Source organism: Streptomyces sp. NBC_00005 (assembly GCF_045160215.1).
Lineage (GTDB): Bacteria > Actinomycetota > Actinomycetes > Streptomycetales > Streptomycetaceae > Streptomyces.
Genome location: NZ_CP108316.1, coordinates 8,440,712 through 8,459,910, shown reverse-complemented (window position 1 = coordinate 8,459,910; position 19,199 = coordinate 8,440,712). Strand labels below are relative to the sequence as shown.

The window sequence follows — 19,199 nt, the reverse complement described above, 5'->3', positions numbered from 1 at the left end:
TCCGTCACACCTACGGCAACCGGATCAGCAGTCGCAGCCGCAGTCGCAGCAGTCGCACCCGTCACAGCAGTCGCAATCGCAGCAGTTGCAGCAATCGCAACAGTCGCCGCAGTCCACGTCCTTGCAGAGGCCGTCCTTGCGCTCACGGCTCCACGGGTCGTCGTACTCGCCGCAGCACATCTGGCACGTACAGGCCAGCCCGGCCCACACCGCACAGCCCGCCAGCAGCCCGCGCCGGTCGCGCCGCGGCGGCCCCGGGGGCAGCGGCGGGCCACCGGGACCGCCGGGCGGCGCGTACGGCCCCGCCAGCGACGGCGCCGCCCCGTGCGCGCAGGCGGCCGTACCGAAGGCGCGGTCGACGGAGGTGCGCAGTTCGTGCACGAGCAGCCGGTGCGCCAGCTTCGCTTCCTCGAACGCGACCTCGCGCAGCGCGAGCCGTATCCCGTGCAGGGCGTCGTCGGCGAGCCGCCGCGCCTCGGCGAGCGAGGTGCCGGTGGCCGTGAGCGGATTCCACGCACCCGACGCGGCGTCAGTTTCCTTGTCCTCCACGGCATCCAGGAGATGCGCGAGCCGCCCGAACAGCCGCCCGGCCTCGGCGAGCGGCTCGGCGTTGCCCGGCCGCCCCGCCAGGACCGCGGTGTGTGCGAAGGCCGCGGCGGTCGCCGTCTCGGTCGGTTCGGTGACCGTCAGAACCGGCGTTCCGGGCCCGGCGAGCGCCTCGATCCCGATCTGCCGGTCCACGGCGTCCACGAGAACCGCCGTGTCGAACCCGACGTCAGATCCCGTACGGGCCCCCGCCGCACCCCAGCTCGAGGCCACCCGGCGGGCGGCGAGCGCCACCGGCTTCCGCGCCAGCAGCCCGTCCCCGTCGGCGACGTGGTCCCGCACCTTGGCCGAGGCGAGCACCAGCGAAACGGCGGCCGCGAGCCGCGCTCCCTCCCCCTGCGCGACGGACGCGGTGCGCATCCCGCGCAACGGACAAGGGCCCGCCTGACGCCGCCATTCCCCGGCCCGCTGCGCCTGAGCCTCCGTCAGAACCGATATGAGCAGCCCGTCGTAGTTGGTCACGACCCGCGCGAACTGCCCGTGATCCTTGCGCAGTGCGAGACAAAGTCCGCACAAATGCGCCATCCACTGGGACTTGAGACTCTCACCGAGCCGATGTCGACACGGCCTGACGATTCCGAACACGACGACCCCCCGTGGCGTATGTGACTTGTGCTGCGGTGTTGAGGTGCCGCATCGTATCCACCACCCCGTTCACCCGTACGCCCCACGCGTCACCCATGTGCCGTGAAGAATCATATTTCACTCACAGTCAGCATCCGTGTACAGCAAGACCCTTGGGAAACGCGGGCTCTCGACGGATTCGCTCTGCACCAGTACCGTCACAAACCCCCCGCGCGGCGTCTATCCACTTGGCGCGCCAACCGCATCATGGATGACCATAGGGATGCGGAAAGCAAGAAGGACCGCTGTGAGAGGAGGCGTCCATGGGATCGGTACGCAAGGCAAGTGCCTGGCTTGGCCTCGTTGACGACAACGATGACGAGCGTTACTACGACGACGACTACTCCGAAGGGACCGAGCAGCCCGGGGATGCCTGGGTCACCGACCCTCGGGTCAAGGTGGCCTCGGACACCGCGGAGGAAAAGGGCCGTCGCATCGGCACGGTGACCCCGGACAGCTTCCGGGACGCCCGCGCCATCGGCGAGCTGTTCCGTGAGGGCGTTCCGGTCATCGTGAACCTCACCGCCATGGAGGCGGGCGACGCCAAGCGCGTCGTCGACTTCGCGGCGGGGCTCATCTTCGGCCTGCGCGGTTCGATCGACCGCGTGTCCAACCGCGTCTTCCTGCTCAGCCCGGCCGACACGGAGATCGTGAGCGGGGAGCCGGCGCCGCACCGTTCGGACGGCTTCTTCAACCAGAGCTGAGGCAGGGCCGCTCACCGGCCCTGCCCCCGCGCAGGGTTTACCGGAAGGCGTCGAATCCGGTGAGCGCCTTGCCCAGTACGAGCTGGTGCATCTCGACGGTGCCTTCGTACGTCAGCACCGACTCGAGGTTGGTGGCGTGCCGCATGACGGGGTATTCGAGCGAGATCCCGTTGGCACCGAGGATCGTCCGTGACGTGCGGCAGATCTCGATCGCCTCTCGTACGTTGTTGAGCTTGCCGAAGCTGACCTGCTCGGGACGCAGGCGGCCGGCATCCATGCGCCGCCCCAGGTGGTGGGCGAGCAGAATCCCCTTGTGCAGTTCGACCGCCATGTCGGCGAGTTTGGCCTGGGTGAGCTGGAATCCCCCGATGGGCCGCCCGAACTGCTCCCGCGACTTCGCGTAGTCGACGGCCGCCTCGAAACAGCTGCGTGCCGCGCCCATGGCTCCCCAGACGATGCCGTAACGGGCGTGCGAGAGACAGCTCAGCGGGCCCTTGAGCCCGACGACCTCCGGCAGTACGGCATCGGCGGGCAGCCGCACGTCGTCGAGGACGAGTTCGCTGGTGACGCTGGCCCGCAGGGACCACTTGTGCTTGATCTCGGGTGCGGAGAAGCCGGCGCTGTCGGTGGGCACGACGAACCCGCGGATCCCGTCATCGGTCTGCGCCCAGACGACGGCGACACCGGCCACGGACCCGTTGGTGATCCACATCTTCCGCCCGCCCAGGACCCAGTCGCCGCCGTCGCGCTTGGCGTACGTCCGCATCGCGGAGGGGTCGGACCCGTGGTCCGGCTCGGTCAGCCCGAAGCAGCCGATGACCTCGCCGGCGGCCATCCGCGGCAGCCAGGCCTGCTTCTGCTCCTCGCTGCCGAACCGGTGGATGGCGTACATCGCGAGCGAGCCCTGCACGGAGACGAGGGACCGGATCCCGGAGTCGGCGGCCTCCAACTCCAGGCAGGCGAGCCCGTACTGCACGGCGCTCGCCCCCGCGCATCCGTACCCGCTGAGCGACATGCCGAGCGCGCCGATCCCGCCCAGCTCCCGCGCGAGCTCGCGGATCCCGGGCAGCTCCCCCTTCTCGTACCACTCGGCGACGAACGGCAGCACCCGGTCGCCCGCCCAGGCCCGCACGGTGTCCCGCACGGCCAGGTCCTCGGGTTCCAGCAGGTCGTCGATGCCGAGGGGGTCGGCCGGATCGAACGGGGGCAGTTTCGAGGACGCGGACATGGGACACCCTCCGGCACACGACGAAAACTAGCAGCGCTAATTACGATTTCGGAGCGACGTTACGACGCACTGTCCCGCCCGTCCAGTATCCCGCCGGTCGGGCAGTGTCCCGTCGGTCAGGCCGACACCCTGGACGGGGCGACTTCCCTGGGCGCCGGCAGCTCCACCGCCGCCGCGGGCTGCTCCCCGCAGTGCATGATCCGCGGCAGCCGCAGGGACATCACCGCGCCCAGCAGCAAGAGCCCCGCGCTGACCAGCAACGTCACATGCAGCCCGTGCACGAAGGAGTCCCGGGCCGCCCGCCGCAGAGCCACTCCGACGGGGCCGCCCAGCTGTGCGGCCACCTCGTAGGCCTCACCCAGCGAATGTCCCGCCGCGGCCGAGGCGGACGCCGGGACACCGGGAACGGAGGACAGCCCCGGTGTGTAGGCCGCGTTCATCACGCTCCCGAGAAGCGCGATTCCGATCCCCGCCCCCAGCTGGTACGACGTCTCCCCGATCGCCGCCGCGCCGCCCGCCTGCGCGGGCGGGGCCTCGCTCAGCATCGACTCGTACGCGCCGAAGAGCGTCGTCTCCAGACCGAAGCCCAGCAGGAGGAACCCGACCAGCAGCAGCCCCGTGTTGTCCGTCCCGCCCATCGCCGTCAGGAGCAGCACGGCCACGGCGGTGAGGCAGAACCCGAAGCAGACCATCCGGCGCGGGCCGAAACGGCGGAGCATCCGCGCCCCGGCCAGCCCGGCCGCCATCGCGGCGAACGTCAGCGGCAGCAGCCGCAGCCCCGTCTCCAGCGGCGACATCTCCAGCACCAGTTGCAGATACTGCGCCGCGATCAGCTCCAGCCCGACCAGCGCGAGCATCGCCAGCACGATGCAGCCCACGGCCGTGCTGAACGCAGGGCGCGCGAACATCGCGAGGTCCACGAGCGGATGCGTACGGCGCCGCTGACGTCGTACGAAAAGGAAAAGCAGCAGCGCACCCACGACGAGCGGGGCCACGGTGAAGACACCCAGCTCGCCGCCGCCGAGCCGCTTCACGCCCAGCACCACGCCGAACAGGCCGGCCGCGGCCATCAGCGCGCCGACCACGTCCCAGGGACCGTCACCTGCGCCGCGCGACTCGGGCAGCAGCAGGCGTCCCACCGGGAGGCTGACCAGCATCAGCGGGATGTTGACGAGGAAGACCGAACCCCACCAGAAGTGCTCCAGCAGGAAGCCGCCGAGCAGCGGGCCGACCGCCGCGCCGACCGCGGCGACCGCGCTCCAGACGCCGATCGCGAGCGCCCGCTCACGCCGGTCGGGAAAGACTTGGCGGAGGATCGAGAGCGTCGCGGGCATGATCATCGCGCCGCCGACGCCGAGCAGCGCCCGCGCGAGGATCAGGACCTGGGGGTCGTGGGCGAGGGCCGCGAGGCCGGACGCGACGCCGAAGAGGGTGTAGCCGAGCAGCAGGATCCGTCTGCGGCCGACCCGGTCGCCGAGCGTGCCGAAGAGGATCAGCAGCGAGGCGCAGACCAGAGGGTAGACGTCGACGATCCAGAGCAGCTCTATGCCGTCGGGCTTGATGTCCTCGGTGACGGCGGGCACCGCCACATGCAGCACGGTCGCGTCGACCGCGACCAGCAGCAGGCTCACGCACAGGACGACGAGGACGACCCAGCGGTTGGCACCGGCCCCGGCCGCCCGACGGCGCAGCGCAGCGGCGGCCGTGGTCGTCCCGGACATGCACGTACCTCCCAGATGTTCCCTCGCGATCGGCGGGCACACGGGTTGGGGACTCCCCGTGATCTCGGCCGGAGAGGAGCGGTGGTCTCCGGCCCGCGCAACGAAGGCGAGTGACACGTCAATGTACGCGAGTTCGCGCCACGGTCACGTGGCGGACCTCTCAGACTTCGCACGGACTCGTGTGGCGTACGCCACTCCCCCTCGCCTGCGACCACGCCCCCGTCCGGCCACCCGGTTCCGCCGGCCGTCGATAATCGAGCCCGTGACCGATCTTGCGACGCGCGTGGCACCGGCCCGCGATGCGGCCCTGCGCCGTGCGGCCCCCGCCCTCCTCGGGTACGCGGCGGTGCGTGCCCTGGGCCTGCTCGCCCTGGCGCTCTGGAGCGCCGCGCGCGACAAGAGCGCGTACACGCTGCTGACGGCCCGCTGGGACGCGCTCTGGTACACGCGGGTCGCCGAGCTGGGGTACGGCTACGAGGTGCGTCTGCCCAACGGCGACGTGCACTCGAACCTGGCCTTCTTCCCGCTGCTGCCCTGGCTGGAGCGGGGCCTGGCGGCGGTGACCCCGCTGTCGTACGCCGACGCCGGCTTCGTCGTCAGCCTGCTCGCCTCGCTCGCGGCGGCCTGGGGGATCTTCGCGGTCGCGGACCATGTGTACGGCCGCAGGAAAGAAGAAAGGCGCGAAGCGCGGCCTTGGAAGGGTGGTGGTGGGAGACGGGTGGGCGTCTGCGCGGTGCTGCTGTGGGCCGTGCTGCCCGTCGGGATCGTGCAGTCGATGGCGTACAGCGAGTCGCTGTTCACCGCGCTCGCCGCCTGGTCGCTGTACGCGGTCCTGACCGGCCGCTGGCTCACCGCGGGCACGCTGGCCGCGCTGGCGGGGTTGACCCGGCCGGTCGGGCTCGCCGTCGTCGCGGCCGTGTGGGCCGCCGGGATCGCCTCGTTCGTGCGGAAGCGAAGCACGGCGGACACGGGCGTCGCCCGTATGGGCGAACGCGCCCCCTCCGCGTCCGGAGACGAGCCCGCAGAGCGCGTTGCGGCGCCCGACAGCGCGCCGGACGCACCGCGCGCCCCCTCCGCCGTACGACGCGCGCTGGCCATGCTCGTGGCCCCGCTCGGCGCCGCCGGCTACGTCCTGTGGGTCGGCCACCGCACCGACAGGGGCCCGCTCGGGTACCTGCACGTCCAGGCGGGCTGGCGCAACGGCTTCGACGGCGGCCAGGCCTTCGCCCGCTTCGTCGCCGACAAGTTCACGTCGTTCCCGTCGGCCCTCGCGGGCGTCGGGCTGATCGTCGGGGTCGCCCTGGTGGTGTGGCTGTACGTCGTCTGCGTACGGCAGCGCCAGCCGCTCCCGCTGCTGGTCTACGCGGGTGTGGTCACCGCGCTCGCCCTGTGCGCGTCGAGCTACTTCGGCTCGAAACCGCGCCTGCTGCTGCCCGCCTTCCCCCTGCTGCTGCCCCTCGCCCTGGCCCTGGCCCGGCTGCGTACGTCCAGGTCGGCGCTGGTGGTGAGCGGTGTCGCGGTGGCGTCGGCCGTGTACGGAGCGTTCTGGCTGAACGGCTCCGGCCCTCCATGATCCACCCCGGGCGCCCGGTGAGCATCCGGAAAAATCCGCTCCAGCATTCGGTGAACGAATTCATAAGTCCCATAAAACTGATTCGCGGAATGATCAAAGGAATTGAAGGGAGCGGCCGCCCGGCATTACGGATTCCCTGGAAATAAACGCCCTCCTGAGAGGAATCCCACATCACATCGTCATCACAAAGCAGCTGATTCGACGGAGAACTGAGCTCACTCGCTGTAACGTCGATTGGGTGCGTACCGAACGAAACCTCACCCGTCTGGACCGGGTGTTCACGAGGCTGGACCGGGAGCCGGAACGACCGGCCCACATCGATGTGCCGAAGATGAGCAGGCACCGGGTCGCGTTGCTGACCGGGACCCTGGCCTTCTACCTGGCGATCGTGTGGGCCGTCGTGACCACGTCGTGGCTTGTCCGTTTCGACTGGCAGGTCATGTTCTTCCGGCCGTACCAGCAGTGGGCGGGTATCCACTGGTTCGTGGACTACTACGTGGTCCTCGGCCAGCGCGGCCCGACCGCCGTGATGGTCGCGGCCTGGCTGGCCTGGCGCTCCTGGCGGCAGCACACGCTGCGCCCGATGCTGACGCTGGGCGCCTCACTGCTGCTGCTGAACATCACCGTGGGCGCCGCCAAGCTCGGCATGGGCCGTCTCGGCCCCCACTACGCGACCACCATCGGCTCGAACGAGATGGGCCTGGGCGGCGATATATTTCCCAGCGGCCACACCGCCAACGCCGTGGTGACCTGGGGAATCCTCGCCTACCTCGCCTCCACCCCGAGAGCCCGCCGCTGGCTGTCCGCCCTCTCCGCGGTGACCGCGCTGGGCGTCGGCCTGGCCACCGTCTACCTCGGTACGCACTGGCTGAGCGATGTGCTCCTCGGCTGGGCAGCGGGCCTGCTGGTCCTGCTCGCCCTCCCGTGGTGCGAGCCGTTGATCGCCCACGCCGAGGTCTGGCTCTTCGACCTGCGCGACCGCTGGCGCGCCCGTGGCGGCGCCACCGCGCCGGCCGCTCCCGTCGGCTCTCCGGTGCTGCTCCAGCCGTGCGCGACCCAGCAGGACGAGGCTGCGGCGCGCGAGACGGTCGCCTCCGCGGCCCGCTCGGCCCGGGCGCCCGTCTACCTGGCCCCGGGCCCGCACACGACCCGCTCGGAGCGCACACCGGTCACTCCCGTCGGCAGCCGAAGACCGCCGCACTCCGACCGCGTCCCACGCGGCGCCACGGCCTCGACGGCCCGCCCCCTGACGGGCGGCTGACCGCCGACACACGGCCGGCGGGGTCGGTACGCACCACCATCCCCGCACAGCGAAGGCCCCGGTTCCCGTCCAGGAACCGGGGCCTTCGTCACGTATCGGCCCTGCTCAGCCCCACGAGCCCGGACAGGTCCTGCTCAGCCCTTCCAGGCGCGGGCCACTCTGCCGTCGTCGACCTCGAAGTTCAGCCGCCCCACGCGGTACTCCATGGTGATGATCGCGCCCGGTGGCAGCGAGCGCACCGTCGACCAGCCCTTCTCGCGCGCGAGCCGCTCGGCCCTGCCCGCATCGAGGCCGACGTACCCGTCCGGACTGTCCTGGGGCTCCGCTGGAGGAGTGGGAATCGGTGCCATGCCGCCACGCTAGGCCTTCCCCGGCGGACGGGGAAGGCCGGGCCGGCACCGGGGTCACGAGTCCCCCTCCGGTCACACTTCTGTCACAGGATCACGACACGCGTTCCGGTCGCGGCGGCACCGACTGCCGCCCCCGGGACGTCACACGTACGAGCGGTTCCGTACGCCTTCCGCAGGCAATCGAACGTAATTCCCGCGTGTCGCGACGGCTCTCCGAATAGCCCGTCGGAAAGTGCCGTGAGAACTGCCCCGGACTTCTTTCCCGTCCGATTCCGGGCGGGTTCGCGGGAGCTGACGCCGCATAAGAAATACACGGTTCCAGCACAGAACCCCCGTACGCCCCCTGTCCGAGCGCGCGGCGACGCGAGCATCATGACGTGAGCTCGCGGGCACGCGCGCGTGGGCTTCGGCGGACCCGGGGCGCGACGAGCGAAGGGGCGAGCGAACGATGGGGACCCAGACCGTGCAGACGGCGGCGCGACCCGTGCGGCCCGATCAGCAGGGGCGACTGATCGTCGACTGGCTGACGACCACCGACCACAAGAAGATCGGGCACCTCTACCTGATCACCTCGTTCGTCTTCTTCCTGGCCGGCGGGGTGATGGCGCTGCTGATGCGTGCCGAACTCGCCCGGCCGGGGCTGCAGATCATGGACAACAACCAGTTCAACCAGCTGTTCACGATGCACGGCACGGTCATGCTGCTGCTCTTCGCGACCCCGATGTTCGCGGGCTTCGCCAACGAGCTGATGCCCCTGCAGATCGGCTCGCCCGACGTCGCGTTCCCGCGCCTGAACATGCTGTCGTACTGGTTCTTCCTGTTCGGCGCTCTGATCGTGTTCGGCTCACTGATCGTGCCCGGCGGTCCGGCCGCCTTCGGCTGGTTCGCCTACGCGCCGCTCAACAGCGAGGTGCGCTCGCCCGGTGTGGGCCCCGACCTGTGGATCATGGGGCTCGCGCTGGCCGGCTTCGGCACGATCCTGGGCGCGGTCAACTTCATCACCACCATCATCGGGATGCGCTGCCCCGGCATGACGATGTTCCGGATGCCGATCTTCGTGTGGAACACGCTCTTCACGTCGATCCTGATCCTGATGGCGTTCCCAGTGCTCGCGGCGGCGCTGCTGTGTCTGGAGGCGGACCGACGGTTCGGCGCGCAGGTCTTCGACGCGGCCAACGGCGGGGCGCTGCTGTGGCAGCACCTGTTCTGGTTCTTCGGCCATCCCGAGGTGTACATCATCGCGCTGCCGTTCTTCGGCATCATCACGGAGATCCTCCCGGTCTTCAGCCGCAAGCCGCTCTTCGGCTATCTGACGCTGATCGGCGCGACGATGGCGATCACCGGACTGTCGGTGGTCGTGTGGGCGCACCACATGTTCGTCACCGGCGCGGTGCTGCTGCCGTACTTCTCCTTCATGAGCTTCCTGATCGCCGTCCCGACGGGCGTCAAGTTCTTCAACTGGACCGGGACGATGATCAAGGGCTCGCTGTCCTTCGAGACGCCGATGCTGTGGGCGACGGGCTTCCTGGTGACCTTCCTGTTCGGCGGTCTGACCGGGGTCATCCTGGCGTCGCCGCCGCTGGACTTCCACGTCTCGGACAGCTATTTCGTCGTGGCGCACTTCCACTACGTCGTGTTCGGCACGGTCGTCTTCGCGATCTTCGGGGGGTTCTACTTCTGGTGGCCCAAGTTCACCGGCAAGATGCTCGACGAACGGCTGGGGAAGATCCAGTTCTGGACGCTGTTCGTGGGCTTCCACACCACGTTCCTGGTGCAGCACTGGCTGGGCGCGGAGGGCATGCCGCGCCGGTACGCCGACTACCTCGCGGCGGACGGGTTCACGGCCCTCAACACCATCTCGACGATCGGCGCGTTCCTGCTCGGCATGTCGACGCTGCCGTTCCTCTACAACGTCTGGAAGACCGCCAAGTACGGCGAGAAGGTCGAGGTCGACGACCCCTGGGGCTACGGGCGCTCCCTGGAGTGGGCGACGTCCTGCCCGCCGCCGCGGCACAACTTCACGACGCTGCCCCGGATCCGCTCCGAGTCCCCGGCGTTCGACCTGCACCATCCCGAGTACGGGGCGGTGCCTGAAGGCCCCGCTGCAGAGCGCGAGACAGCCGGTCCCGAGCGGTCCTGATCGCCTCGGTCAGCTCGGCCGGCTCCAGCACCTCGAACTCGAAGCCCATCAGCATCACGTGAATGACCATCACGTCGAGGCTCGCGGCGCCCGTGCGCAGGATGCACGAGTCCGGCCCCTCGGCCTCCAGCTGCCCGGCCGAGGGCGAGATGCGCTGGGCGGCCTCCTCCAAGGGCACGAGCAGTCGGACCACAGCGTGGGCGGCGTACGCGCGCGTGGAGACGCCCTTCGAGACGTACGCGGCGAGATCCTCGGCGGGCGGGGTGCGCGGGGCGAAGCGCGGCCCGTGCGGCGGTCTGGGGGTGATGCGGTCGACGCGGAACGTGCGCCAGTCGTCCCGGTCGAGGTCCCAGGCGACCAGGTACCAGCGGCGCTCGGTGCACACCAGGCGGTGCGGTTCGACGGTGCGGCGGGTGGAAGTGCCGCCGTGGTCGCTGTACTCGAAGCGGAGGCGTTCCGCGTCCCGGCACAGGTTGGCCAGCTCGGTGAGGACGGCCGGGTCGACGGCGGAGGGCTGCGGGCCGCGCAGCATCGGCACGGTGAAGGTGTTCAGGGCGCTGACCCGGCGGCGCAGCCTGCTGGGCAGGACCTGCTCCAGCTTGGCGAGGGCCCGTACGGAGGTCTCGCCGATGCCCTCGATGCCCTGCCCGGCGGCGGTGCGCAGCCCGACGGCCACGGCGACCGCCTCGTCGTCGTCGAGCAGCAGGGGCGGGAGCTCGGCGCCCGCGCCCAGCTGGTAGCCGCCGCCGGTGCCGGGGCTGGCGTTGACGGGGTAGCCCAGCTCACGCAGCCGGTCGACGTCCCGGCGCACGGTGCGAGGGGTGACGCCGAGGCGGTCGGCGAGGTCGGCGCCGGACCAGTCGCGGTGCGCCTGGAGGAGCGAGAGCAGGCGCAGCAGTCGTGCCGAGGTCTCCAACATGGTCTCGAGTCTCCAGCACGGTCCTGGGTCCCCGGCCTGCTGACGGGTGGCGTCAGGGAGTTCTTCCGGTCACTGCGGCGGCGGACACAGTGTGACGGACACGGACAGGTCGTTGTCCCGCGTGTAGTACGGCCCGGCCTCGACCGGGCCGTACGAGGCGTCCACGCGCACGCGTGGGTAGGTGAACACGGGCTTCTTGTCGGCCACGTCGTCGAGCAGCCGCGCGATCCGCACCGCCGGTCCCGTCTCCCCCGCGGGCCGCAGCCACAGGTCCCACACGCCCGGCTCCAGGGCGCCGTACACCACCTTGAAGCGGAACTCGGTCTGGTCGGCGAGGACTTCGGAACGCAGCACCGGGACTTGCGCGTGCCGGCCGCGGACCTCGGCGTACGCATGCGGGTCGAGCCCGGTGCCGTAGACGCGCCCCTGCACGGTCAACACGCCCTGTTTGATGCGCAGTTCGCCCGCCTCGGCGTGCGGGGCGCGCAGCCAGCTGCGGACGGTGAGGTTGCCCTGCCGGGTCGCGTACGGAATGCGGACGGCGACGTGGCCGCGGGAGCCGCTGGGTATCCGCGCGGCGAGCGAGCGCAGGTCGGTGACGCCGGGCACGAGGCGGCGCGGCTCGCCGGCGTCCACGCGCGCGTAGGCGTCCCAGCGGCCCTCGGGGAGGGCGACGATGCTGGGCAGCGCAGCGCGCAGCCGGCCGTCCGCGGCCGGAGCCAGCGGCAGGCAGACCTCCTCGCGCCCCTCGCGGCGGCGCAGCACGAGGTGCGCCGACCCGGCTTCGCCGCCCGCGGTGACGTCGAAGGTCAGTCCGCCCGCGGAGTCGGCGATGCAGTCGGCGCGCGGCGGCGTGGACTGCGGAGCCAACGTCGTCATGCGGTTACGGATCCCTTTCCCTTCCCGTCTCGGCCTGTACTGCCCGGTTAGACCTGCGCACAGGCACTTTGGTTGCGCTTTACCCGGACCTATGGCTGATAGGGCAGCTGCGGCACGTCGAAACAGGTGCTGTTCATGTCGCCCTGGGCGACCCAGCCCCGGCCGTCCTGCCAGCGGGCGACCGACAGACAGGTCCTGCGGTCCTTCGGCGGCTCGGCCAGCCGCTCGAACGCGACGGGGACCAGGAGGCCGTCCGCGGTGTAGTTCTCGCTGCGGTTCATGAAGTCGTCGACGCACGCGCGCGTGATGCCCGTGTTCGCCTTCGCGCAGGACGTCGCCGCGTCCGTGAACCACATGGCGGCCGCCCAGCCCTCCAACTGCCACTGGGAGTGCGTCTTCAGGCCCTTGGTGGCGTCCCGGAACTGCCGTACCGCCGCGTTGTCCGTGTCCTCGTAGTCGCGGCTGGAGCCGGTCGCCCAGAGGGCGTTGCGGCAGCGCGGGGAGTCCTTGTAGTCGTCGGGGACGGTGGACGTCCAGTTCTGCACGTTGGTGACCTTGGCGATGACCTTGGCGCCGACCTCGTCCATCGCCTTGCACAGCTGGGCGTTGCCGTGGGTGTCGATCGCGTCGAAGACCAGGTCGGCGCCCTGCTCCTTCAAGTCCGCCGCGGCGGCACGGAAGTTGGGCAGGGCGAAGTCGACCTGCTCGGTGACCACCTTGTAGCCCTCGGCCTTCAGGCCCTGCTGGACGAGCCGGGCGTAGGCGGCGGACGCGGCCTGGTTGTACGAGACGACGGCGGCCGTGCGGGCGCCCTTCTCGCGCTTGAAGTACCGGTAGACCTCCGTGCCGCCGTAGAGCTTCCCGCCCCAGCCGGGCGTGCCGTTCCTCGGGGCCAGGCTGCCGTAGATGCCGTACAGGTGCGGCCAGGTGTCGTAGGCGGCGCCGATGGGCTGGCCGCCGATGTCGGGCACGCGCGCGTGGGAGACGCGGGAGGCGCCCGCGTAGTCCAGCGAGGTGGTCGCGACCAGCGCGACCACCTTGTCCTCGTCGATCAGCTTGTGCACACAGGTGTTGTTGCCGACGCCGCTGCCGCCGTCGTCGCACTCGCGCACCTCGACCGGGTGGCCGTCGATGCCCCCGCGCGCGTTGAGACGGTCGAACCAGGCCTTGGCTCCGTCGCGCGGGCCCGTGAAGGTGTTGCCGCCGACCGGGCTGGTGGCGCTGGTGACGATGCCGATGCGGACCGGGGCGCCGTTGTGCGAAGACGCGGGCGCGTTCGTGCGGCCGTCGTGCTCGAAGTCGCTCTCCGGCAGACGGCTGCCGCAGGCCGTGCCCACCAGGAGCATCAGCACCGCGGCCGCGGCACCTCGTGCCCCTGGTGCGCTAGCAGCCCGCGGCCGGTGAACCCGACGCATCGCCGCTCAGCTGGACCAGCGCGCACAGCGTGTTGACGGACACCTTCCAGGTGCCGTCCTGCTCGACCGAGGTCCCGGAGGCGTTCGGCAGGGCGGTGGCGCCGTTCAGGGTCAGCGCGTACGTCACGGTCGCCTCGGTCGCCTTGGTGAACTCGATCTTCTGGACCTTCGCCTGCACCTGTCCGCCGCGCTTGTCACCGCTGAAGGCCTTCAGGACCGGGGCCATCTCGTCGCCGTTCTCCAGGACCTTCTGCTTGTCCGCAAGCGACGTCTTCGGGTCGAAGAACTTCGCCCAGTTCTGGGTGATCTCCTGTTTCGCCGCCGCCGGATCCGCGGGCGCGGTGGCCGGGGCGCTCGTCGTCGTCTTCTCAACGGACGGAGTCGGGGGTGTGCTCTCGCTGCCGCCGCCGCTGTCGTCGCTGCACGCCGCGAGGACCGGGGCCAGGATGAGAACGAGGGCGGACAACGCCGCCGTGCCCCGTCCCGCAGCCCTTGGGCCGCGCCCCCTTCGTGCTTTCCCCCGCGTGAGGTCGCTCCCGAGAACCATCTGGCTCACCACCGGGTGTCGGTCCGGGCAAGGTGCGCCCGGTGCTTTCAGGGTCAGCTTCCAGAAGGCATAGTGCAAGCCATTGGCTGACATGGACAGGCACATGCACAGATACGCGACGTGTGGGAGCCAGCGATGCGGACAGGTCGACTGCGGACCGTGCACCCCGTCCTGTGGGCCGGCTGGGCAGCGCTCGCGGCGGGCGCGGTGCTGTGCGTCATCGGCTGGTACGGCATCTCCGGCGAGCGTTACGCCGAGCGCCAGCTGCCCTATCTCGCCTCCTGCACGGTGCCCGGCGCCGCGCTGATCATCGCCGGGTCGGTCCTGCTCACCCACGGGCGCAACGCGCTCGCCGCCGCGCGCGTGGAGGAGTTGTACGGCCTCCTGGTGGCCGCCGAATCCGCCGACGCCGAGGAGTCCTTGCCGGTGGCGGCACTGCCCCTCGCGGTCAGCGGGGATCTGCTGATGGTGCCGGGCGGCACGCTGTGGCACCGCGCGGACTGCCCGCTGGTCTCCGGGAAGGTGGAGGCGGTGCCGGTGGACGCGAAGCTGCTGACGAGCGGCGAACTGGGTCCGTGCCCGATCTGCGAGCCCGCCGACGAAACCGACTGATGTCCTCGCTGACGTACGACCTCACGCTCGCCGGTCTCTCGGTCGGCAGCGCGGCCGCGCTCACCGGGATCGGCCTGATCGTGACGTACCGCGCGACCGGCGTGCTCAACTTCGCGCACGGCGCGATCGCGATGGTGTGCGCGTACGTGCTGCGGCAGTGCTTGGTCGAGTGGGGCTGGCCGCTGTGGCTGGGGGCGACGGTGACACTACTCGTCCTGGCCCCGGCGATCGGCGTGGCACTGGAACGCTTCGTCTTCCGGCCGCTCGCCGTCCTGGGCGGCGACCCCGCGCAGACACTCGTGGCCTCCATCGGGGTGTTCGTGCTGCTGGTCGGCGGGGCGGCGCTGGTGTGGGGGCAGGGAGCGCGGGACGACGCGCCGGAGTTGGTGTCGGCGGATCCGTGGGGGCAACTGGGAGTGGCGCTCGTGCTGGCGGTGGGAGTCGGCGCGGTGATTCGCTGGACGCGGTTCGGGCGGGAGCTGCGGGCCGTGGTCGACGACCGGCAACTCGCGGTGCTGGGCGGGATCGACGCGGACCGGGTGGCCGCGGCGGGCTGGGCGTTCGGCTCGTTCACGGCGGGCCTGACAGGCGTGCTGCTGGCGCCGTACGTCCGCCTGGACCCGTACGGGCTGCCGCTGCTCGTCATGGAGGTGGTGGCGGTCGCGGTGGCGGCGCGGATGCGCAGCCTGCCGGTGGCCGTCGTCGTGGCGCTGGGCATCGGGGTCGCGCAGAGCCAGCTGACGCGGCTGCATCCGTCGGGCTGGGGCGAGCCGTTGCTGCAGGCGGTGGGCGCGAACCTGTTCGTGGTGGCCCTGCTGGTGGCGGCGCTGGTGCTGCCGCGGATCGGCACGCGCGACGCGCTCCCGCGCACGGCCACCGCGCGCGTGCCGACTCCGCAGGGTGCCTGGATCGTGGCGATGGTGCTGTTCCTGCTGCCGCTGGGCTTCGCGGGCTCGGATCTGCACACGTCGGTCCAGGTGCCGGCGCTGGGCGTGGTCCTGCTCTCCCTGGTGGTCGTCACGGGCCGGGGCGGACAGATCTCCCTCGGCCAGGCGGCATACGCGGGTCTGGGCGCCCTGTTCACGGCGCTGCTCGCGGCGGGCCGCTTCCCGGGCCTGCCCCGCCTGCCCGAACTGGCCGCCCTCGCCGTGGCGGTCGTCCTGGTGGCCCCGCTCGGCCTCCTGACCGGCTGGCCGGCGATCAGCCGCCGGGGCCTGGCCCTCGCGCTGGCGACGTTCGCGGTGGGCGTCGGAGTGAGCCGCTTCGTCTTCGCCCAGCCGTACGCCACGTCCGGACTCTCGCTGGACCGCCCGGCGGGCTTCGACGGCGACCGCGCGTACTACGTCCTCGAACTCGCTCTGCTGGCCGCCGCGTTGCTGGCGACACGGGCACTGCGCAGGGGCCGCACGGGCCGGTCCCTGGCCGCCATGCGGGACCACGAGTCGGGTGCGTCGGCGGCAGGTGTCCAGGTCCCGTCGCTCAAACTCCTGGCCTTCGTCACGGGCGCCGCGCTCGCCGCCCTCGGCGGCGGCATGCTCGGCATGGGCCTGCGAGCCTTCGACCCGAGCGCCTACGACCCCGTCCGCGGCCTGCTGTGGTTCGCCGCGGTGGTGGTACTGGGCGCCGACAGCACCCTGGGCGCACTGGCCGCCGCCGCACTCCTGGTGGGCCTCGACGCGGGCGCACGGGGCGGGGTGGCGGCGGCACTGATCGGGGTACTGGCCGTGCTCGTCGGACGCTTCCCCGGAGGACCGTACGAAGCCCTGCGGACGGCGGCGGTACGCCTGCGGCTGCGGCTCGGCCGGAACGCGGGACTGACGCCGGTGGGGGCACGCGCGCGCCAGAAACTGGCTTCGGTGAAACAGCAGGCCGCACCCCTACAGCCGGCCCTGGCGGCCGCAACCGCAACGCCACACGCCGGGGCAACAGTCCGGTACGGGCAGGGCGAGGAAAGGGGGGTGGCCGGGCTGCCGGGCGGGACGACCGATGGGCGACAGGGGGGCAACGGGCTGGACGACGATGCGGTTCGGGGCGGGGGCGGCAACGCCGGGAGTGAGCCGCAGGGGTCTGCCGACAGGGGCGGCCAGACGGATGGAAACGGCGACGACGGCCCTCGGCGGCACGGAACGGCCGGAGAACAACACCAGGCCACGAAGCCGGACGACGATGCGACGCGCGCGGCAGACGACAACACCGGCCACGAGCCGCAAAGGCCCGCAGAGACGAGCAAGCACACGGACGACAACGACGACGGCCCCCGCCCCCACTCAACGGCCACCGAACAACACCACCCCACCAAGCCGAACGACGAAGAGCCGCGCGCGGGAGACGACAACACCCGTGCAGCGCCGCACGGGCCCGCCACCGGAAGCGGCCACCAGGACGCCAACGGCGACGAAACCCCCCACCCACGCGAAGACGACAGCGCAGGCACCCGGCCGTACGAGGACGAGGACACCGACCCCGGCGGCCCGCGGAACGGCGGCCCAGGCACCGGGTATCCCGCCACCGACCGCCCGGCCGACCGACCGGGTGCCTCCGCCGGCGCCGATTCCAGCAGCCCCCGCACTCCTGCCATCCGTAATGCCGCCTCCACCGACCCGCGCTCCCCCGCCACCCCCACCCTCACAGCCCGTCACCTACAAGTCCGCTACGGCGGCTTCACCGCTCTCGGCGGGGTCGATCTGGATGTGCGGCCCGGGCAGGTGACCGCGGTGGTCGGGCCCAACGGGGCCGGGAAGAGCACCCTGTTCCACTGTCTGGCGGGGACGCTGCGGCCCGCGCGCGGGCGCGTGCGGTTCGGGGGGCGGGACATCACGCGGCTGGCCGCGCACGCCCGTACCCGGCTCGGGATCGCGCGGACCTTTCAGCAGTTGGCGGTCTTCCCGTCGTTGACCGTGGCCGAGAACGTCCGCGTGGGTGCCGAGCAGGGGCGGGTGAGAGACCCGGCGGCCGTGGAGCGGGCGCTGCGCCTGCTCGGGCTCGACGGGCCGGTGCGGGCGCTGCCGGCCGCCGGGCTGCCCACCGGCACGCTGCGCCGCGTCGAGCTGGCCCGGGCCCTGGCGGGCAGCCCGCGCGTGCTGCTCCTTGACGAGCCCGCCGCGGGTCTCGACAGTGCCGAAGTCTCCGCTCTGGCCCGGGTGTTGAAGGCCCTGGCCGCCGACGGCACCGCCCTCCTCGTCGTCGAGCACGACCTCGACCTGGTCGCCGACCTCGCGGACGTCGTGCACGTCATGGCGGCGGGCCGCATCGTCGCCTCCGGCCCGCCCGAGCACGTACTCGACGCCCTTGATGCCCTGGGCACCCGGGAGGCGGGCGCATGACCATCTCCCTGCGCCACGCGCGCGTGCGCTACGGCCCGCTGGAGGCTCTGCACGGCGTCACCCTCGCCGCCCCGGGCCCCGGCCTCACCGTCCTCCTGGGCCGCAACGGATCCGGCCGTACGACGGCCCTGCGCGCGCTGGCCGGAACCGTGCCGCTGTCCGGCGGCGCGGTGGTGTGGGACGGCGTCGACGTGAGCCGGATGCCGGCCTACGAACGGGCCCGGCGCGGACTGTGCCTGGTCCCCGAGCGGCAGGCCGTGTTCGGCTCCCTGACCGTGCGCGAGAACCTCGAACTGACCGCACGGGACCACGACTTCGCCATCGACGCCTACCCGCAGCTCGGGCCCTTGCTCGCGCGCCGCGCCGGCACCCTCTCCGGCGGCGAGCAACGCATGCTCGCCCTTTCCCGCGCCCTGCTGGCACGCGCACGCGTGGTGCTCGTCGACGAGCCCGCGCAGGGCATGTCGCCCGCGGTCGCGGCCCGCACTTACGACCTGCTGGGCGCCCTCGACGCGTGCGTGGTCGTCGCCGAGCAGCGGTTGCCGCCAGGGCTCCGGGTCCGGGCGGGTGTCCTCGTGTACGAACTGCGCCGCGGTGCCGTCGTGTTCAGCGGAGAGGCGGGCGAGCGGGCGCGGCGGTCAGGGGCGGGCCGAACACCGCCGGGGCGGGGCGCGGCTGACCGACGCGGGCCGAGCCCTCCGGGATGACCAGCAGCGTGCCGACGTTCACCCGGTCCGGACGGCGGCCGACCATGTCCTTGTTGGCGCGGTAGAGCTCCCGCCAGCCGCCGTGGACGCCGTACTGGCTCGCGATCGACACCAGCGTCTCGCCGGCGTGCACCGCGAGCATGCGCCCCTCGAGCCCGTACCGCTGGGAGCACGAGGGCCAGCTCCCCCACCCCTGCTCGGCCAGCACCTTCTCGGCGACGGCGATCTGCTGCTCGCGCGTGGCGAGATCCGCGCGCGCGGCGTACTTCTGCCCTCCGTAGGCCTTCCAGGTGCCGGCGGAGAACTGAAGCCCGCCGTAGTAGCCGTTCCCGGTGTTGGAGTCCCACCGCCCGCCGCTCTCGCACTCCGCGAGGCAGCCCCAGGGCCAGTGGTCCTTGGCGCAGTCGAAGGACACGCTCACCGGGAACGCTCCGGGCAGCGGCGGTGGCGGTGCCGCCGCATGGGCCGTGGCGGGGACCAGGACGGCGAACAGGGCGGCGGCAAGGGCGAGGACGATCGGCGTGCGGTGCGGGCGCTGCCTGCGGTGCGTGCGGAACATCGGGCCACGGTAAGCAGTGGGTGGCCCGAGG

General features: G+C 71.7%; 15 protein-coding genes and 1 pseudogene. 7 read left to right on the top strand and 9 right to left on the bottom strand.

Translation table 11 applies throughout. The features are described 5' to 3' along the window. Positions 1-24: 24 nt before the first annotated feature. Positions 25-1,191, bottom strand: a complete 1,167-nt coding sequence (locus OG303_RS38670) for a DUF5685 family protein (protein WP_405874466.1) — start codon at positions 1,189-1,191, stop codon at positions 25-27. Positions 1,192-1,493: 302 nt separating this feature from the next. Between OG303_RS38670 and OG303_RS38665 the strand changes: the two genes are divergently transcribed. Continuing rightward, on the top strand, positions 1,494-1,934 hold the full coding sequence (locus OG303_RS38665) for a cell division protein SepF (RefSeq protein WP_405874465.1): 441 nt from the start codon (positions 1,494-1,496) through the stop codon (positions 1,932-1,934). Positions 1,935-1,971: 37 nt separating this feature from the next. Here the strand turns inward: OG303_RS38665 and OG303_RS38660 are convergent, their stop codons facing one another. Further along, complete coding sequence (locus OG303_RS38660) at positions 1,972-3,162, bottom strand: acyl-CoA dehydrogenase family protein (protein ID WP_405874464.1); 1,191 nt, start codon at positions 3,160-3,162, stop codon at positions 1,972-1,974. 116 nt (positions 3,163-3,278) lie between these two features. Then, a complete protein-coding gene (locus OG303_RS38655; RefSeq protein WP_405874463.1) occupies positions 3,279-4,883 on the bottom strand; it encodes an MFS transporter in 1,605 nt (534 codons plus the stop codon). Between the two features lie 262 nt (positions 4,884-5,145). On the opposite strand from OG303_RS38655, the gene OG303_RS38650 reads away from it, so the two are divergent. Both OG303_RS38650 and OG303_RS38645 read left to right on the top strand, forming a co-directional pair. Continuing rightward, positions 5,146-6,456, top strand: coding sequence for a hypothetical protein (locus OG303_RS38650; RefSeq protein ID WP_405874461.1), 1,311 nt, complete (start codon positions 5,146-5,148; stop codon positions 6,454-6,456). A 238-nt stretch (positions 6,457-6,694) separates the two neighbouring features. Beyond that, positions 6,695-7,717, top strand: a complete 1,023-nt coding sequence (locus OG303_RS38645; protein ID WP_405874459.1) for a phosphatase PAP2 family protein — start codon at positions 6,695-6,697, stop codon at positions 7,715-7,717. A 134-nt stretch (positions 7,718-7,851) separates the two neighbouring features. Here the strand turns inward: OG303_RS38645 and OG303_RS38640 are convergent, their stop codons facing one another. Then, positions 7,852-8,067: an I78 family peptidase inhibitor gene (locus OG303_RS38640; protein WP_405874457.1), complete on the bottom strand. Its 216-nt coding sequence runs from the start codon at positions 8,065-8,067 to the stop codon at positions 7,852-7,854. Positions 8,068-8,515: 448 nt separating this feature from the next. Between OG303_RS38640 and ctaD the strand changes: the two are divergent. Next, positions 8,516-10,042, top strand: a pseudogene (gene ctaD, locus OG303_RS38635) (cytochrome c oxidase subunit I); the annotation flags it as partial. Between the two features lie 43 nt (positions 10,043-10,085). Here the strand turns inward: ctaD and OG303_RS38630 are convergent. The 4 genes from OG303_RS38630 to OG303_RS38615 form a co-directional block, all read right to left on the bottom strand. Beyond that, a complete protein-coding gene (locus OG303_RS38630; protein WP_405874456.1) occupies positions 10,086-11,126 on the bottom strand; it encodes a helix-turn-helix transcriptional regulator in 1,041 nt (346 codons plus the stop codon). 69 nt (positions 11,127-11,195) lie between these two features. Next, the gene (locus tag OG303_RS38625) at positions 11,196-12,005 is read right to left on the bottom strand and encodes a hypothetical protein (protein WP_405874454.1); all 810 of its coding nucleotides are present in this window, start codon (positions 12,003-12,005) and stop codon (positions 11,196-11,198) included. A gap of 89 nt (positions 12,006-12,094) precedes the next feature. Then, positions 12,095-13,420 carry an ABC transporter substrate-binding protein gene (locus OG303_RS38620; RefSeq protein ID WP_405874452.1) on the bottom strand — a complete coding sequence of 442 codons (1,326 nt, stop codon included), beginning with the start codon at positions 13,418-13,420 and terminating at the stop codon, positions 12,095-12,097. Beyond that, positions 13,389-13,967 carry a hypothetical protein gene (locus tag OG303_RS38615; RefSeq protein WP_405874450.1) on the bottom strand — a complete coding sequence of 193 codons (579 nt, stop codon included), beginning with the start codon at positions 13,965-13,967 and terminating at the stop codon, positions 13,389-13,391. Before OG303_RS38615 ends, OG303_RS38620 begins: the two co-directional genes overlap by 32 nt. Positions 13,968-14,102: 135 nt before the next feature. On the opposite strand from OG303_RS38615, the gene OG303_RS38610 reads away from it, so the two are divergent. The 3 genes from OG303_RS38610 to OG303_RS38600 are packed head-to-tail and all read left to right on the top strand — an operon-like array spanning position 14,103 to position 18,609. Beyond that, positions 14,103-14,579: a hypothetical protein gene (locus tag OG303_RS38610; protein ID WP_405874449.1), complete on the top strand. Its 477-nt coding sequence runs from the start codon at positions 14,103-14,105 to the stop codon at positions 14,577-14,579. Further along, a complete protein-coding gene (locus tag OG303_RS38605) occupies positions 14,579-17,902 on the top strand; it encodes an ABC transporter permease subunit (protein WP_405874447.1) in 3,324 nt (1,107 codons plus the stop codon). Before OG303_RS38610 ends, OG303_RS38605 begins: the two co-directional genes overlap by 1 nt. Further along, positions 17,899-18,609, top strand: coding sequence for an ATP-binding cassette domain-containing protein (locus tag OG303_RS38600; RefSeq protein WP_405874446.1), 711 nt, complete (start codon positions 17,899-17,901; stop codon positions 18,607-18,609). Before OG303_RS38605 ends, OG303_RS38600 begins: the two co-directional genes overlap by 4 nt. Here OG303_RS38600 and OG303_RS38595 read toward each other — a convergent pair. Beyond that, complete coding sequence (locus tag OG303_RS38595; RefSeq protein WP_405874445.1) at positions 18,509-19,168, bottom strand: transglycosylase family protein; 660 nt, start codon at positions 19,166-19,168, stop codon at positions 18,509-18,511. The two genes, OG303_RS38600 and OG303_RS38595, sit on opposite strands and share 101 nt — an antisense overlap. Positions 19,169-19,199: the final 31 nt, after the last annotated feature.

Coding starts and splice junctions, on each gene's coding strand:
- OG303_RS38630 (WP_405874456.1), bottom strand. CDS start 11,126: ATGTTGGAGACCTCGGCACGACTGCTGCGCCTGCTCTCGCTCCTCCAG.
- OG303_RS38625 (WP_405874454.1), bottom strand. CDS start 12,005: ATGACGACGTTGGCTCCGCAGTCCACGCCGCCGCGCGCCGACTGCATC.
- OG303_RS38665 (WP_405874465.1), top strand. CDS start 1,494: ATGGGATCGGTACGCAAGGCAAGTGCCTGGCTTGGCCTCGTTGACGAC.
- OG303_RS38600 (WP_405874446.1), top strand. CDS start 17,899: ATGACCATCTCCCTGCGCCACGCGCGCGTGCGCTACGGCCCGCTGGAG.
- OG303_RS38655 (WP_405874463.1), bottom strand. CDS start 4,883: ATGTCCGGGACGACCACGGCCGCCGCTGCGCTGCGCCGTCGGGCGGCC.
- OG303_RS38610 (WP_405874449.1), top strand. CDS start 14,103: ATGCGGACAGGTCGACTGCGGACCGTGCACCCCGTCCTGTGGGCCGGC.
- OG303_RS38660 (WP_405874464.1), bottom strand. CDS start 3,162: ATGTCCGCGTCCTCGAAACTGCCCCCGTTCGATCCGGCCGACCCCCTC.
- OG303_RS38605 (WP_405874447.1), top strand. CDS start 14,579: ATGTCCTCGCTGACGTACGACCTCACGCTCGCCGGTCTCTCGGTCGGC.
- OG303_RS38640 (WP_405874457.1), bottom strand. CDS start 8,067: ATGGCACCGATTCCCACTCCTCCAGCGGAGCCCCAGGACAGTCCGGAC.
- OG303_RS38595 (WP_405874445.1), bottom strand. CDS start 19,168: ATGTTCCGCACGCACCGCAGGCAGCGCCCGCACCGCACGCCGATCGTC.
- OG303_RS38615 (WP_405874450.1), bottom strand. CDS start 13,967: ATGGTTCTCGGGAGCGACCTCACGCGGGGGAAAGCACGAAGGGGGCGC.
- OG303_RS38620 (WP_405874452.1), bottom strand. CDS start 13,420: ATGCGTCGGGTTCACCGGCCGCGGGCTGCTAGCGCACCAGGGGCACGA.